This is a genomic window from Acinetobacter sp. Marseille-Q1623, assembly GCF_902809895.1.
Taxonomy (GTDB): Bacteria; Pseudomonadota; Gammaproteobacteria; order Pseudomonadales; family Moraxellaceae; genus Acinetobacter; species Acinetobacter piscicola_A.
This window is the reverse complement of record NZ_CADDWG010000001.1, coordinates 283,876-298,839: the sequence shown is the minus strand read 5'-3', so window position 1 is coordinate 298,839 and position 14,964 is coordinate 283,876. Positions and strand designations below refer to the sequence as shown.

Annotated in this window: 14 protein-coding genes; 7 read left to right on the top strand and 7 right to left on the bottom strand. The window is 38.1% G+C overall.

Features of this window, described 5'->3' with window-relative positions; translation table 11 throughout:
* The first annotated feature begins 3 nt into the window (after positions 1 to 3).
* The 3 genes from mnmA to purB are packed head-to-tail and all read left to right on the top strand — an operon-like array spanning position 4 to position 3,350.
* A complete protein-coding gene (gene mnmA / locus HUV91_RS01415; protein WP_174492289.1) occupies positions 4 to 1,140 on the top strand; it encodes a tRNA 2-thiouridine(34) synthase MnmA in 1,137 nt (378 codons plus the stop codon).
* Between the two features lie 30 nt (positions 1,141 to 1,170).
* Positions 1,171 to 1,902, top strand: a complete 732-nt coding sequence (hflD, locus tag HUV91_RS01410) for a high frequency lysogenization protein HflD (RefSeq protein WP_130074749.1) — start codon at positions 1,171 to 1,173, stop codon at positions 1,900 to 1,902.
* A 59-nt stretch (positions 1,903 to 1,961) separates the two neighbouring features.
* A complete protein-coding gene (purB, locus tag HUV91_RS01405; protein ID WP_130074748.1) occupies positions 1,962 to 3,350 on the top strand; it encodes an adenylosuccinate lyase in 1,389 nt (462 codons plus the stop codon).
* Positions 3,351 to 3,414: 64 nt separating this feature from the next.
* Here purB and HUV91_RS01400 read toward each other — a convergent pair whose 3' ends face one another.
* Together HUV91_RS01400 and HUV91_RS01395 are read right to left on the bottom strand one after the other, a co-directional pair.
* Entirely contained in the window at positions 3,415 to 3,657 is a 243-nt protein-coding gene (locus tag HUV91_RS01400; protein ID WP_130074747.1) for a hypothetical protein, read from the bottom strand.
* Positions 3,658 to 3,745: 88 nt separating this feature from the next.
* Positions 3,746 to 5,923 carry an Ig-like domain-containing protein gene (locus tag HUV91_RS01395; RefSeq protein WP_174492288.1) on the bottom strand — a complete coding sequence of 726 codons (2,178 nt, stop codon included), beginning with the start codon at positions 5,921 to 5,923 and terminating at the stop codon, positions 3,746 to 3,748.
* A 178-nt stretch (positions 5,924 to 6,101) separates the two neighbouring features.
* Between HUV91_RS01395 and HUV91_RS01390 the strand changes: the two genes are divergently transcribed.
* Positions 6,102 to 6,746, top strand: coding sequence for a DUF2238 domain-containing protein (locus HUV91_RS01390; RefSeq protein ID WP_174492287.1), 645 nt, complete (start codon positions 6,102 to 6,104; stop codon positions 6,744 to 6,746).
* A gap of 62 nt (positions 6,747 to 6,808) precedes the next feature.
* Here the strand turns inward: HUV91_RS01390 and sohB are convergent, their stop codons facing one another.
* Both sohB and grxD read right to left on the bottom strand, forming a co-directional pair.
* Positions 6,809 to 7,771 (bottom strand): protease SohB, encoded by a 963-nt coding sequence (gene sohB, locus HUV91_RS01385; RefSeq protein WP_174493568.1) that lies wholly within the window; start codon positions 7,769 to 7,771, stop codon positions 6,809 to 6,811.
* Positions 7,772 to 8,282: 511 nt separating this feature from the next.
* Positions 8,283 to 8,624 (bottom strand): Grx4 family monothiol glutaredoxin, encoded by a 342-nt coding sequence (grxD, locus tag HUV91_RS01380; protein WP_130074744.1) that lies wholly within the window; start codon positions 8,622 to 8,624, stop codon positions 8,283 to 8,285.
* Between the two features lie 162 nt (positions 8,625 to 8,786).
* On the opposite strand from grxD, the gene HUV91_RS01375 reads away from it, so the two are divergent.
* A complete protein-coding gene (locus tag HUV91_RS01375; RefSeq protein ID WP_174492286.1) occupies positions 8,787 to 9,998 on the top strand; it encodes an aspartate aminotransferase family protein in 1,212 nt (403 codons plus the stop codon).
* A gap of 176 nt (positions 9,999 to 10,174) precedes the next feature.
* Here the strand turns inward: HUV91_RS01375 and HUV91_RS01370 are convergent, their stop codons facing one another.
* The 3 genes from HUV91_RS01370 to surE form a co-directional block, all read right to left on the bottom strand.
* The gene (locus tag HUV91_RS01370) at positions 10,175 to 11,107 is read right to left on the bottom strand and encodes a LysR family transcriptional regulator (protein ID WP_174492285.1); all 933 of its coding nucleotides are present in this window, start codon (positions 11,105 to 11,107) and stop codon (positions 10,175 to 10,177) included.
* 94 nt (positions 11,108 to 11,201) lie between these two features.
* Positions 11,202 to 12,053, bottom strand: coding sequence for a peptidoglycan DD-metalloendopeptidase family protein (locus tag HUV91_RS01365; protein ID WP_174492284.1), 852 nt, complete (start codon positions 12,051 to 12,053; stop codon positions 11,202 to 11,204).
* A gap of 119 nt (positions 12,054 to 12,172) precedes the next feature.
* Entirely contained in the window at positions 12,173 to 12,940 is a 768-nt protein-coding gene (gene surE, locus HUV91_RS01360; RefSeq protein ID WP_174492283.1) for a 5'/3'-nucleotidase SurE, read from the bottom strand.
* 287 nt (positions 12,941 to 13,227) lie between these two features.
* Here surE and HUV91_RS01355 point away from each other — a divergent pair, with 287 nt between their 5' ends.
* The gene (locus tag HUV91_RS01355; RefSeq protein ID WP_130074739.1) at positions 13,228 to 13,629 is read left to right on the top strand and encodes an MCR_0457 family protein; all 402 of its coding nucleotides are present in this window, start codon (positions 13,228 to 13,230) and stop codon (positions 13,627 to 13,629) included.
* Positions 13,630 to 13,764: 135 nt separating this feature from the next.
* Entirely contained in the window at positions 13,765 to 14,913 is a 1,149-nt protein-coding gene (gene dacC / locus HUV91_RS01350) for a D-alanyl-D-alanine carboxypeptidase PBP5/6 (protein WP_130074738.1), read from the top strand.
* Positions 14,914 to 14,964 lie beyond the last annotated feature (51 nt).

The following is a 14,964-nucleotide window of genomic DNA, read 5'->3' as shown; positions in this document are numbered from 1 at the left end:
CCTATGCAACAACGTGTCATCGTCGGTATGTCGGGTGGTGTAGATTCTTCTGTTTCTGCTGCACTTTTACTTCAACAGGGTTATCAGGTTGAAGGGCTTTTCATGAAAAACTGGGAAGAAGATGATGGCACGGAATATTGTACTGCAATGGAAGACCTTGCCGATGCACAAGCTGTGTGTGACAAAATCGGTATCAAATTACATACAGCCAACTTTGCCATGGAATACTGGGATCGCGTATTTGAGCATTTTCTACAAGAATATGCCGCAGGTCGTACACCTAACCCAGATATTTTATGTAATAAAGAAATTAAGTTTCGTGCATTTTTAGACCATGCCGTAAACTTAGGTGCAGACTTTATTGCGACTGGACATTATTGTCGTCGTGGTCAAACATTAACCAACGCTCGTGGTGAACAATATGCACCCTTACTGCGTGGTGTAGATCAAAATAAAGATCAAACCTACTTCCTCCATGCGGTTCATGGTCGTGAAATCAATAAAACCTTGTTCCCTGTCGGTGAAATTGAAAAACCGCAAGTACGTAAAATTGCTGAAGAACTCGGTTTAGCGACTGCGAAGAAAAAAGATTCTACAGGGATCTGTTTTATTGGCGAACGTCGTTTTAATGACTTTTTAAAGCAATATTTACCTGCTCAACCTGGAAAAATTGTCCTTGATACAGGAAAAGAGGTTGGTGAACATCATGGCTTAATGTACTATACGCTCGGTCAGCGTGGTGGGATTGGTTTAGGCGGTCTCAAAGGTGCTGAAGAAGGTGCATGGTTCGTTTTACATAAAGACATTGAAAATAACCGTTTAGTGATTGGTCAAGGTCATGAACATCCACTCATGCAAAGCACCATTTTATGGTCTGAAGCGATTGACTGGGTCGCTGGTGAACAAGACATTCCTGAAGCTGGTTTTAAATGTACGGCAAAAACACGTTATCGTCAGCCTGATCAGACCTGTACTTTGTTTAAAGACCCAACTACACCCAATGGTGTACGCGTAGAGTTTGATGAACCACAACGTGCAGTCACACCAGGTCAAAGCGTCGTGTTCTATGTAGATGACGTCTGCTTAGGTGGTGGTGTGATTCATCATACCAATGCACCAAAACCTGATTTTATTGATTAAGTCATTCAACAAACTGCAAGGAATTTAGGCATGGTTGATCTACCCTTTCAACAGCCTCAAACTTTGAATCCACGCCAAAATAAAACTTTGGCGTTAGCAGCTGTGTTTCAAGCCACACAGCTCACCCATATGACTGCAATGTCAGGACGTCAAAGTATTGGTGAAAGTGGTAATTTCTATTTTGAACAACTCATCAAAGCTAGCCTAAATATCCGCCCTCAAGACAATCAATCCTCAAAAACTTTAGATTTTTTTCATCAATTATCTGATATTTCTTTGGGTTTAAAGACCTTAGAAGGCAGCATTACCCAACCCTTTAATTCTGCACCAAAGTCAAGAATTCCAAAATTATCCAATGCTAAACTGCCTATGTCCTATGCCATGGCATTATTAAGCTTGGAAAAAAAAGTTTATAGCAATCCCGAATTTGTCGAAATCATTGAAAAATCTCAGCAAAAAATCTTAAAACAGCTGTCTTTTTTTGATAATGATTATACTCATCCAAGTATTATTGCTAATCTTGCACAGACCTATGTCGATACCGCAGGACAAATCAATCCACGTATTTTAGTGCGTGGTAATGCCGAAGCATTTAAAGACCCTACACATACCAATCGTATTCGCGCTTGTCTATTTACAGGTTTGCAAATGGCGCACCTTTGGCGTCAGCTCGGTGGTAGTTCTTGGGCAATGATTTTTAGCAAACGTAAATTGCTACAGGATCTTCAAGACCTTGCTCGCCTTCAATATCAGGTTACCTAACTTGAATGAAGCAGCATCTTTTTCGCTTTTCGTTTAATTCCAAAGTCTAAGGAATCTCTATGAACGCTTTAACTGCACTTTCGCCATTAGATGGACGCTATGCGAGCAAATGTGATGCTCTCCGTCCTTTCCTCTCTGAGTTTGGTTTAATCCACGCTCGTGTGACTGTTGAAGTGCGTTGGTTACAAGCGCTTGCTAACCGTCCTGAAATTACTGAAGTTCCACCATTCTCAGCTGCAACAAATGCTGCTTTAGATGCAATTGTTGCGAACTTCTCTGAAGACAATGCGAACCGCATTAAAGAAATTGAACGTACCACGAACCATGACGTGAAAGCCGTTGAGTATTTCTTAAAAGAACAGATTGCCAATATTGATGAACTTAAAAATGCAGGTGAATTTATTCACTTTGCTTGTACTTCAGAAGACATTAATAACCTTTCACATGCTTTAATGCTCAAAAATGGTCGTGCTGTTCTTGTTGAATCTATGCAACAAATTGTCGATGCGATTGCTGCTTTGGCTGAAACTCATGCTGAACAACCAATGTTGTCACGTACACATGGTCAAACAGCAAGCCCAACAACTTTGGGTAAAGAAATGGCGAACGTGGCTTACCGCCTTGCACGCCAAATCAAACAATTCAACAATGTTGAACTTCTAGGTAAAATCAACGGTGCTGTAGGTAACTACAATGCGCACTACTCTGCTTACCCAGAAATCAACTGGCCTGCTCACTCGCAAGCATTTGTTGAATCACTAGGTTTAACATTTAACCCATATACAACTCAAATTGAGCCACACGACTATATCGCAGAAATGTTCGATGCTTTACGTCGTTTCAATACCGTATTAATTGACTTTAACCGTGATGTTTGGGGTTATATCTCTTTAGGTTTCTTCAAACAACGTTTGAAAGAAGGCGAAGTTGGTTCTTCGACTATGCCACATAAAGTTAACCCAATTGACTTTGAAAACTCAGAAGGTAATTTGGGTATTGCAAATGCGGTATTGGCTCACCTTGGTGAAAAACTTCCAATTTCTCGTTGGCAACGTGACTTAACTGACTCTACAGTTCTTCGTAACATGGGTGTTGGTTTGGCACAAAGCTTAATCGCGTTTGAAGCTTGCTTAAAAGGCATTGGTAAACTTGAATTAAATGCTGCACGTATTCTTGAAGACTTAGACCATGCTCAAGAAGTTTTAGCTGAACCAATTCAAACCGTTATGCGTCGTTATAACGTTGAAAAACCATACGAAAAATTAAAAGCATTAACACGTGGTCAAGCGATGACACGTGACATGATGGTTGATTTTGTCAATGGTAATGAACTTGAAGCCGTTCCTGCTGCAGATCGTGCACGTTTAGCCCAAATGACTCCTGCAACGTATACAGGAAATGCTGCTGAACAAGCAAAACAAATCAAAGATTTGATTTCTAAAATCTAATCGATTAAGAAAAATAAAAAGCGAAGCCTAGGCTTCGCTTTTTTTATCAATCATAGTGTATACACTATGGTAATGGGCAATAACGCATCCAATCTGCTTTCATTTTTTCTAATTCATCACCCGTCAATATATCACTATAATAAATAAAATAAGTCGTATCTGGATATTGGATTTTATGTCGATAGAGCATGCCACGTAAAGACACTAAAAGCTCTTCAGGAAAATCTCCATCGAGTTGATCAAGCTCTTCAAAATCATAATTAAAATAACAATTTTGCGTCGCAATAAAGGCTTCAATAACCGCCATACATGATCCCTAATTCTACGAAATGCCATACATACTGTTTAAAAAGTAGAAAAAACAATGTCAATCATCGCTTACTCATATTTAAACTTTAACCCAAACCAAGTACAGGTATAAATAACTCATCACTCACTGCATTGAATCGAATATGTGCTAAAACATCGCTCTTTGGATTTGAGATCGCACCTTGTACTGTATTCACGTCCATTTTCGCCGCCTGCACATCTTGCAATATTGATTCAATGTCTTGATTTTCAGATACAGATTCTTGTTGCATTAAGCTTGAAATATTCACTGCTGCATTTTCAGAATATTGATTTTCAGGTGCAATATCTAAGACTGCGACATTCTTTAACACTGCAGCAATCGCATGTTCATCCTCATATGTTTCAGATGCTATTTTCGCTGTTGCTTCTGCTGCGATGACTGTAAAACCAAAGGCTTCACTCATCGCACTACTGTTATTTGCTGCATCCATTTGTGTAAATGTAAAACTATGCTCACCTAAAGCCAAATCATGACTTGGGGTAAATGTCCATTTTCCACTTTCCACTTTGACAGTTGCTATTGCCTGACCATTATCATAAATCGTCACTATGGCGCCAGACTCACCTGTCCCTGCAAACTCAGGGCGTGCATCATCTGTTTCTCCATGATTTGCAATGGTTTTACCTTGATCACCATCCCCATTAACATCATCTGTGACCGTTTTTAAAACCACTTTATTGGGTGCAATGGTATCTTTTGTACCTATCACTTGGGTACTTTCGGACTTATTACCTGCAGCATCAAAGGTATAAATATGAGCAATCGCTTGATCTGTCAAACTGCTCTTTAAAGTTATGCTAAATTTCCCTGCTGCATCACTGACAGTCGAACCAATTAAAGTCCCTTCTTTATTATAAATTTCTACTTTTTGATTGGCACCCGTTTGCCCTGTAACTTCATTACCTTCGGCATTAAGCTTTGCAGTCACAGCATCAGGAGCTATCGTGTCCATTCCTACTTTTATCACCAAATCTTTCGAAGCATTGCCCGCCGCATCTGTTACAGTCATATTTGCTGTTTCATCTTTGGCTAAAGCAGGTTTAATTTGAGCCGTAAAATAGCCTTGATCATCAGCAGTGGCAAATGCGATTACTTCACCTTGGCTATTTTTTATTGTAATTTTACTGTTAGCCTCAGCATAACCCGTCACTTGGTCACCTTGGGCATTGACTTCAATACTTGGCTGATTTGGTGCTAAAGTATCTTTCCCGACAATCACTGTACTTGCATCTGACTCATTCCCAGCAGCATCTTTTACAACCACTTTAGCTTCAGCACCTGTGGCTAAAGCAGGTATTATAGAGATTGAAAATGTTCCATCTGAAGCCACAGTGACAGGCCCTGCCAAGACTGTTTTACCTACTGCATCATAGACATACACTTTTGCGCCTGCTTCAGCCTGACCAGATACAATACTGCCTGTCTCATTGATTTGCACCTGTGCTGCATCAGGGGCAATGGTGTCTTTTGTCCCTGTAATCACAGTGACTTGAGATTCATTGCCCGCTGCATCTTTTGCATAGATTAAAACTTTTTCATTATTGATCACGTCGCGATCTAAAGTGAGCTTAAAATTGCCCTCTGCATCAGCGACTGCCTGTCCAAGTGTCTTGCCTGACACATCTTTTACATAAACTATCGCCCCTGCTTCTGCTTTACCTGTAACCACTTTTCCATCAGAATCTAAAGTTGCTGTAGGGACTGAAGGTGCAACTAGATCAGTATTTGCTGCATGACCGTCATCATCATTGTCATGAAATGCAGCTAGATAAATCCCCTCTAAACCCAATAAAATTAAAGCAGGTTTCACTAAGTCTTTTTCATACCAAGCAACGGTTTCTTCAGCAACTTGTGATGTTTTCATATTTTCAGGTGCTAAATAAGTTTGACTTGCTTCAAGTTCTTGTATCACTCGTTTAGGATCATAATTTATCTGATAACCTTGAGCAGTGATGACCAGCTCTTCAAAAATTCCTTGCGTATTACTGAGTAAAATCTGGTGAGGTGTTTCATTTCCTTGATGAACAAAATTGTCTAGTATAATTTTTTCACCATTTTTTAGAATAATTATAGCTTTATCACCCATATGCTCAACGGATGCAATTTTTTCTTTGGTATACCCTAAACGAATAATAGATGGCTGATTTAAAAGAATATGTTTATTTTCTGAATTTTGCAATGTGACTAAAGTTGATTTATCTAAAACGACTATACCAGTCATTATATCCTCGTTGAAAACAGCAATTTAAATAAATGCTTACGCTAACAAAAGCCCTTACAAAGTACAATCAATAACACGTGAATACTTAACAATTAAATCTAATTTAAGTTCAATTTAAATCTACACTTAATTTAAATTTTTATTACACTACTGAACATCGAACCAAGAAAAAATCTACATGATTTATTATAAATTAACTACAAAACATTGGCTCACTTTGGCGGTACTTGCAATTGCAATCATCATCGCGAGCATTCAACCTTTAGAGTTGGAATCCTACCTTTTACATCAGGTCGGTACTGCATTAATGCTTATTATGCTGTTGATTTGTTTAAAAAAAACTGGACTCAGTTATTCTTCATTTTTATTATATATCTTATTTTTACTGATTCATGTTTCAGCAGCACATTACCTCTACTCATACGTACCTTATAATGATTGGATTAAATCTATTTTTCATTTTGATTTAAATCAAGCCATGGGCTGGCAACGTAATATGTATGATCGCTTGGTTCATTTAGTTTATGGACTCTTTTTATATCCTTTTTTTTACCGCTTATTTCAAGTTTTCTTACCTAACTTAAGCCCTAAAGCTCTGCTTTTCATCACGATCCAATTTATTATGGCAAGTAGCCTGTTGTATGAATGGATTGAATGGTGGATTGCGATTGGCTTATCTCCAGAACAAGCTGAAAATTATAATGGGCAACAAGGGGATATTTGGGATGCACATAAAGATATGTTCTTAGCAACAGTGGGAGCAATATTTACCAGTCTCATTATCTATTGCAAATCCACCCGATCACCTTTAACTTCTACCTAATGAAAAAGCCAATCTTTTAAAGATTGGCTTTTTTGATAAATAACATATCAAATAAATGATGATTAAAGCTTTGGATCACGCATTTGCACTAAGCTTGCATTGGCTTTACTCAAAGTATCCACCAATTTATTCACTACAGATGGAATCAAACTCTCTACCACTTGCGCCGCTTGTAAACCTAACTTTTCCCCCAAAGTCGGCTTACGGCGAGTTTGAATCACATAAACATCGTGTTGTGGCAACAAACCAAGTAGATATTCATCAGAGGTTTGTAGCTGATCTACCAAATTCAGATTTAAAGCATCCTCACCATACCAATGCTCACCTGTCGCAACTTTTTCTACATTCAGTTGCGGACGGTATTTTTCAACAAAGTGTTTAAATAAAGCATGTGTTTGCTGTAACTCTTCTTCAAACTTCGCTTTACCTTCTTCAGTGTTTTCCCCAAACATGGTCACAGTACGTTTATATTGCCCTGCCGTATATAGTTCAAAATCAATATTATGTTCTTTTAATAAACGATTAAAATTAGGAACTTGTGCAACTACACCAATTGAGCCCACCACTGCAAATGGTGCAGAAATGATTTCAGATGCAATACACGCCATCATATAACCACCACTTGCCGCAACTTTGTCAACACAAATGGTTAAATGGAAGCCTGCATCACGCAAACGTACCAACTGCGCTGCTGCCAAACCATAACCATGTACCATTCCGCCTGGGCTTTCTAGGCGTAACACTACACGATCACGCCCTGCTTTTGCAGTCGCTAAAATCAAAGTGATTTCTTCACGTAAATTTTCAACGGCTGAAGCTTGTACATCACCTTTAAAGTCTAAGACATATACCTTTTGATTATTTTTTTTACGTGCACGTGCTTCTTTAGCAAATTGTTGGCTCAGTTGTAAAAGCTCAAGCTTCGATGCTGTGGTTTGCGCAATTTTTTTTCGTTGTTCATTAATACGCGTATTTAAATGACTGACACGAATTTCAGCAGGTAATTTAGGTAAATGAAATAACATATAAATTTTAGTCTCTAAAATAAGAAAATGCTTTTCCATTAAGATGTGGTCAAATAGATATAAATTCAATGACTATTTTGCAAAATTTCAGTGAATGAAATTGCATCACGCTATATTGCTCTTTTTGATTTTAAATAAAGATTTGATTTTAAACTAATCTGTTAAATTAACTACATATCACTAAGTCACTTTTGCTTTTCTACACCAATTGCTTAAACAGCATGATGCTATCGTGAGGCGACATGGATGTCGCCGTTAGACAAGGGTTACATGGATGTACCCTTTGTCTAACAAAGGATTTTTGTTACTTTTCATCCCTGAAAAGTAAGGCATCGCCTACGCATAAGAATTTAAACTTTTCACTGTAAGATAAGGCAATGCAAACTTTAAATTTATATTAATTAACTTTTACTGAATGGTATTAGAATATTAAAAGATCGATATCACTCGAGAAATAAGCAATAAAAAAGCACCGAAATCGGTGCTTTTTAACAACTTTGGCTCAATACAATTAAGCTTCAGGTGCTGGGCTATATTGTTCAACCAATGGTTTTAACTCACCATTTTGGAACATTTCAAGCATAATATCACTACCACCGATCAACTCACCATTGATCCATAATTGTGGAAATGTAGGCCAATTTGCAATTAGTGGCAAAGTTGCACGAATATCTGGATTTTCCAAAATATTTACATAAGCAAATGGACGACCAATTTGGCTAAGCGCTTCTACCGCACGTGCAGAGAAACCACATTGTGGGAATTGTGGTGTACCTTTCATATAAAGAAGTACAGCATGTTTAGCAATTTGATCGCGAATTAACGCTTCTGTATCACGCGCTTGTTCAGTCATTGATTAAATCCTCAACTCATCTGCGTGCATTATACCTAAATCCAACGCAAAGAGTATGTCTTCAAGATTATTTCCACTTTTATTTGTATTTAGACTTTAAATCTGTGTCATATTTTGCTTATATAATCTTTTAATTTTTCACTCCTCAGATAAGAGTTAGTCATGAACAACATTACCCTCGCTCCGGTACAACCTGATCAACCATCGCATTTGATGCCTGTATTTAGCCGTCAGCCGATCAGCTTTGTACGAGGACGAGGTTCTTATCTTTATACTGAAGATGGTACTGAGTATTTAGATGCTTTAACAGGTATTGCAGTATGCGGTCTGGGTCATGCACATCCAGTTTTAGCAGAAGCTATTGCAGATCAAGCTGCAACCTTGATTCATACCAGTAACATTTATGAAATCCCTTGGCAAACTGCTGCTGCACAAAAACTTGCCGAAGTTTCTGGCATGGAAGAAGTTTTCTTCTCTAACAGCGGTGCAGAGTCCAATGAAGGCGCAATTAAAATTGCACGTAAATTTGGGCATATGCAAGGTGTAGCAAATCCAAAAATCATTGTCGCAGATCACTCTTTCCATGGTCGTACCCTTGCAACATTGTCTGCAACAGGCAACAAAAAAGTTCAAGAAGGTTTTGCACCCTTGGTTGAAGGTTTTATCCGTGTTCCATTTGGTGATATTGAAGCGATTGAAGAAGCTGCAATCAATCATCCCGATATTGTGGCGATCTTGGTTGAGCCGATTCAAGGTGAAGGCGGTGTTAATACTGCACCTCAGGGCTTTAGCTATTTAGAAGAAATTCGCCATATCTGTAACCAACATAATTGGTTAATGATGCTCGATGAAGTGCAAACAGGTAATGGTCGTACAGGTAAATATTTTGCATATCAACATACCAATATCATTCCTGATGTTTTAACAACTGCCAAAGGTCTAGGAAATGGTTTTCCTATTGGTGCAGTGATGACGCAAGGTCGTGGTGTGGGTGTGCTGACTGCGGGCAACCATGGTTCAACTTATAGTGGCACACATTTAGGTTCTCGTATTGTTTATACAGTCATTGATCTGATTCAAAAAGAAAATATCATTGAAAATGCAGCCAACATTGGTGCATATTTAGTTGATCAATTCCGTAGTCAACTTGCAGCGCAAAATGTGACTGTTCGTGGTTTTGGCATGATGATTGGAATTCAACTACCAAAAGACTGTGGTGATTTAGTCAACATTGCACGTGATGAATATAAACTGATTATCAATGTGACTTCAGGTAATGTCGTGCGTTTACTCCCTGCACTAAACATGAACAAAGAACAAGCTGATGATTTACTTCAACGTTTAGTGCCTGCAATCAAAAACTTTATTGCATAAGTTTCAAGCATCAACATTTGAAATTTTGATCACATCAAAATGAGTATCGCACTGATACTCATTTTTTCATCTCGATATTTTATAAATAAAAACATAAAAAACCGAGCTATTCAAATAACTCGGCTAATTCATTAATCGTATTGTTATACTGCATTAATTATATAAAAATTTAATACTTAAGACGCTTCTTGATAAATGCGTCCGCCCGGTAACTGGCTAAAATATTGTTTCAAAGCATCTAAACAACGATGAATCTTCATCGGTTGTTGTTCACGTTTTAAGGTCATTGCATTTAAGGTAAAGGTTGGTAATTTCCAATCTGGTAATACTTCTACCAATGTCCCATTCATAAGTTCTTTTTGCACATCTAAATATAAAATACGTGCAATACCATGACCATTTTGGCATAAAGATTTCGCAATAAAGACATTATTGGTTTGCAAGCGATTCTGCATTTCTACATTTACACTTTCACCCGATGCCACATGTTGAAATGAAAAGTTTTGATAATTTTTCATCACGTTAATCGGAATTAAATCATGATGACTTAAATCTTCTGGACGTGCAATTGGTGCTGTTTGGTTTAAATAACTCGGTGATGCTACCAGCACTTGATCAACACGTGCTAAAGGTATAGATAACAAATTATTTGACTCATCGTCTTTTGAACACATACGAATCGCAATATCAATACGCTCTTGAATCAAATCAATAAATTGATTATCTGCTTCAAAATGTACCATTAATCCACGATGCGCAGAAATCCAATGTGACAAGGCTGGCACGACATGAGTTGCACCTAATTCAGGCGTTGTCGCAATACGTAACTCTCCGACCAAATCGTCACGCAACTCATTAATGCGGATTTTTCCACGTTCTGCTGCAGCGAGCATTTCTTGGCAACTATGAAAAAAAGCTTGACCAGCTTCTGTTAAACTCAATTTTCGTGTAGAACGGTGTAGAAGCGTCACTTCCATTTCTTGTTCTAATGATCGAACTTGTTGGCTAACGGCACTCGTCGTAATGCCGAGTTCACGCGCGGCACCACTGAAAGAACTTTTTTCAACGACACAAGCAAAAACACCCATCGCTCGAAGTTGATCTAACATAAATTTCCCTCTGAAATTATGAGATGCTTCACACTTTTTATTAAAAGCAACTCATTGTATTATACGAAGAAAATTTATATTTGCACCAAATAAATTAAAACAATGGTAAAATATTTGCTGGGTTAAGAGGTTTTCCATCAAGACGAACCTGAAACTCAAGCATCGTTCTTGTCGTACCAGATGAGCCCATTTCGGCAATTTTTTGTCCTGCTGTGACGTTATCGCCACTTTTCACAAGAATTTTACTGTTATGTGCATATGCTGTGATATAGCCATCCACATGTTTAACTAAGACTAAATTACCATATTCTTTAAGACCATCTGCGGCATACACCACTTGGCCATTGGCTGCGGCAAGTACAGGATCACCCACATTCCCCCCAAAACGGATACCTTTAATATTTTGTGCTAAATTATAATTAGCGATCACAGCACCATTTGAAGGTTTCACCCAACGTAAATTGCTAGAAGTAGATGGTGCAGTAACAGGCGCACTCGGCTGCGTCGGTACAACTGGCACAGGTGTAGGTGTCACAGGTTTAGGAACTGTATTTACTGTTTGATTATTTGGTAAATTAATGGTTTGACGCTGAATTTCATTATTGTTGTTATTTAATGCTTGTGTCGTTGGACGAATATTCGAACCACTGCCCTTTTTCAAGCGAATGGATTGATTCACATAAATTCGATACGGAGGTGCAATATCATTCATTTCTGCCACACTGATATAACTTAATCCATAACGTGCTGCAATACCACTCAATGTATCACCTGCACGAACTGTATAATAGTCAGGAGCATTGGCATAACGGACAGAATTATTAATTTGTGGTTTTGAAGCACATCCTGTCATGACTAAAGTTGTAATCACAGCGGATGATAAAACGAGTGCATTTATCCAGCCTCGCGGTGATAGATAAAGTTGCTGTGATCCTAACGAAAGCATTGATTCCCTCTCCAGAAAATAGTTTGTAAAATATTTCGACTAAGATTAGCAAAAAAGCTTAGCTTTTGATGGTTTAAGCCAGCTTTTTCACAAACTTATAACATAAGCTTACGCAGGCTTTAAAATAACTGCTGCTGCAAATGATTTAAAATACCGTAATTGGTCGCATCCATTTGAATCGGTGTAATACTGACATAGCCATTGGCAACGGCAAAAAAATCAGACTGAACGTGTAAATCGCTCTTTTTCGGATCAGTCACTGCTTCACCTGATAAGCCAATCCAATACACTTGACGACCACGAGGGTCTACTTGACTCGTAATCGGTTTAGATTGAATACGACGTCCCTGATAAGTCACCTGTGCACCTTTGAGTTGTGCAACATCTGGAATATTAATATTTAAAATATGGCGTTCAGGTAAAATAGGCATCCCTTTAGCAATAAAATCATATACCCATTTCGCAGCAACCGCATAATCATCAGGGCTGTGATACGAGCGCACATTACTGCCTGCCAAAGACACAGCAATAGCCGCTTGTTTCATTAATCGCCCTTCAAATGCTGCACCCACAGTGCCTGAGTACAAAACATCGTCACCTAAATTCGCACCACTATTAATACCACTCACGACGAGGTCAAATTCAAAATCAAATAAACCATTCATTGCCAAATACACACAATCCGCAGGTGTACCATTTACCGCCCAAACATCTTCAGCAATAGCAACGGGACGCAATGGTCGATCTAAAGTTAAAGCACTCGAAAAACCACTGCGCTCACTTTCAGGTGCAACAATAACAACACGCCCTAACGGTTTCAGTGCTTGTGCTAAAGCTTGTATTCCAGGTGCAAATACACCATCATCATTGGCAATTAAGATATTCACAAAACGTCTCTTTAAAAATAAATTTGAACAATTACAAGCTATAGTAACAAAAATAGTGGCTCATCATTTCAGCTTGAAATAGCGATAGATTTTCATAGATTTAATATTGAACATAAAATAGGATCAAGTTTGAATACCGTGTGGTACGGATGTATTTCATATTTTCAATGTAGCCTTCTCTCATGATCCGTTTTTATTTAAATCCAACATGTTCAATACATTTTCTCTATTTTATTTTCATAGAATAGGTTTATTCTAGTCAAATCATTAAGTTAACAAGGTTCATTATGCATACGCTTTTAAAAACTCTTGCTGTGGGGATTTTATCAACATCTTTTATGGCAATGCCAACTGCATTTGCTGCCAATAAAAATGCAGATGCACAAGATGAAAATATTGAAGTTACTCAACATAGCGTCACCAATGAAGAATTGGCTGCAATTTATGTACTTTCTGATATTTGCCCCAAATTAGTCAAAGATAATGATGCTTTTGAAGCAGGTTATGCACGTTTACTCAAAGACTTTTTACCAGAATCAGCCGACCCTGCAGCTGAAATAAAAAAATTAGCAAAAGAGAAATCATTTAAAAGTGTTTTAAAAGAAGCACAAAGTGATGCGAAAAAAGCAGGAAAAGAAGCCAATACAGGTGTTTGTGAAGATGTGCTCAACTATCAACCACAAAATTAATTGACCGATTCACCAATACACCAATTAGTTACAAATCCTGTCAAATAAGCCGACTTAACCCGTAGAAGTCGGCTTTGCTTTGTCCTAAAATGCTAGGCTCTTTTAGTGCTCGTACAAAGATTGGAACTACCTAGAATGACCCGAAAAAGCGCCCTCGCTGCATTGTTACTCCTTCCTTCATTTTCCTATGCAGCAACTGTTTTATCGAATCCGCCAGAATTAAATAATAAATCTTACGTTTTGATGGATTATGAAACAGGGCAAATCCTTGCATCTAAGAATGAAAATGAGAAACTCGCACCTGCTTCAATGACGAAAATGATGACGAGTTATATTATTGAACAAAAATTACTAAAAGGTGACCTCACCGAAGACGAAAAAGTTCGTATGAATGAGTCTGCTTGGTGTCGTGGCAGTAGCACAGAATCTTGTATGTATGTTCCTTTAAATGGCACAGCAACAGTACTAGAAATGTTGCGCGGGATTATCATTCAATCAGGAAATGATGCATCAAAAGCAATGGCTGAGCATATTTCAGGCAATGAAGGCACCTTCGCCCATGAAATGAATCAAGAAGCTAAACGTATCGGCATGACGAATACGAACTTTATCAATGCGACAGGTATGCCTGCTGAAGGCCATTACTCAACTGCAAAAGATATGGCAAACCTTGCTAAACATATTATTCATGACAGTTCTAAATATTATCCGATTTATTCAGAAAAAGAATTTACCTTTAATGGAATTAAACAAGGTAACCGTAATGCCCTTCTTTATACTGACCCAAGTGTCGATGGTTTAAAAACAGGTCATACGGACGAAGCGGGTTATTGCTTAACAACATCTGCGAAGCGTGGTCCAATGCGTTTAATCTCGGTAATTTTTGGTGCACCATCAATGAATGAACGTGCATCTCAAACACGTGAATTACTCTCTTGGGGTTACTCAAACTTTGAAACCGTCAATGTACAACCTGCAAACCAAGTGATGGCAAAAGCCAAAGTTTACTTTGGTAAAGAAAACGAAGTACAAGTAGGTTTACCTGAAGCATTTAATGTGACAATGCCTAAAGGTCAAGCAGATGCAATTAAAACGCAAATTACGGTACAACCGAACTTAAATGCACCACTGCAAAAAGGACAAGTCATTGGTAAATTGACTGCAACTTTAAATGGTAAAGTCATTACTGAAAAACCGTTGGTCGCAATCACTGCTGTTGAAGAAGCAGGTTTCTTCTCTCGTATGATTGACCACATTAAAATGTTCTTTAGCAACTTATTTTAAGTTCATCTAAAAGTATAAAAAAGCATTCATGTCTAAGATATGAGTGCTTTT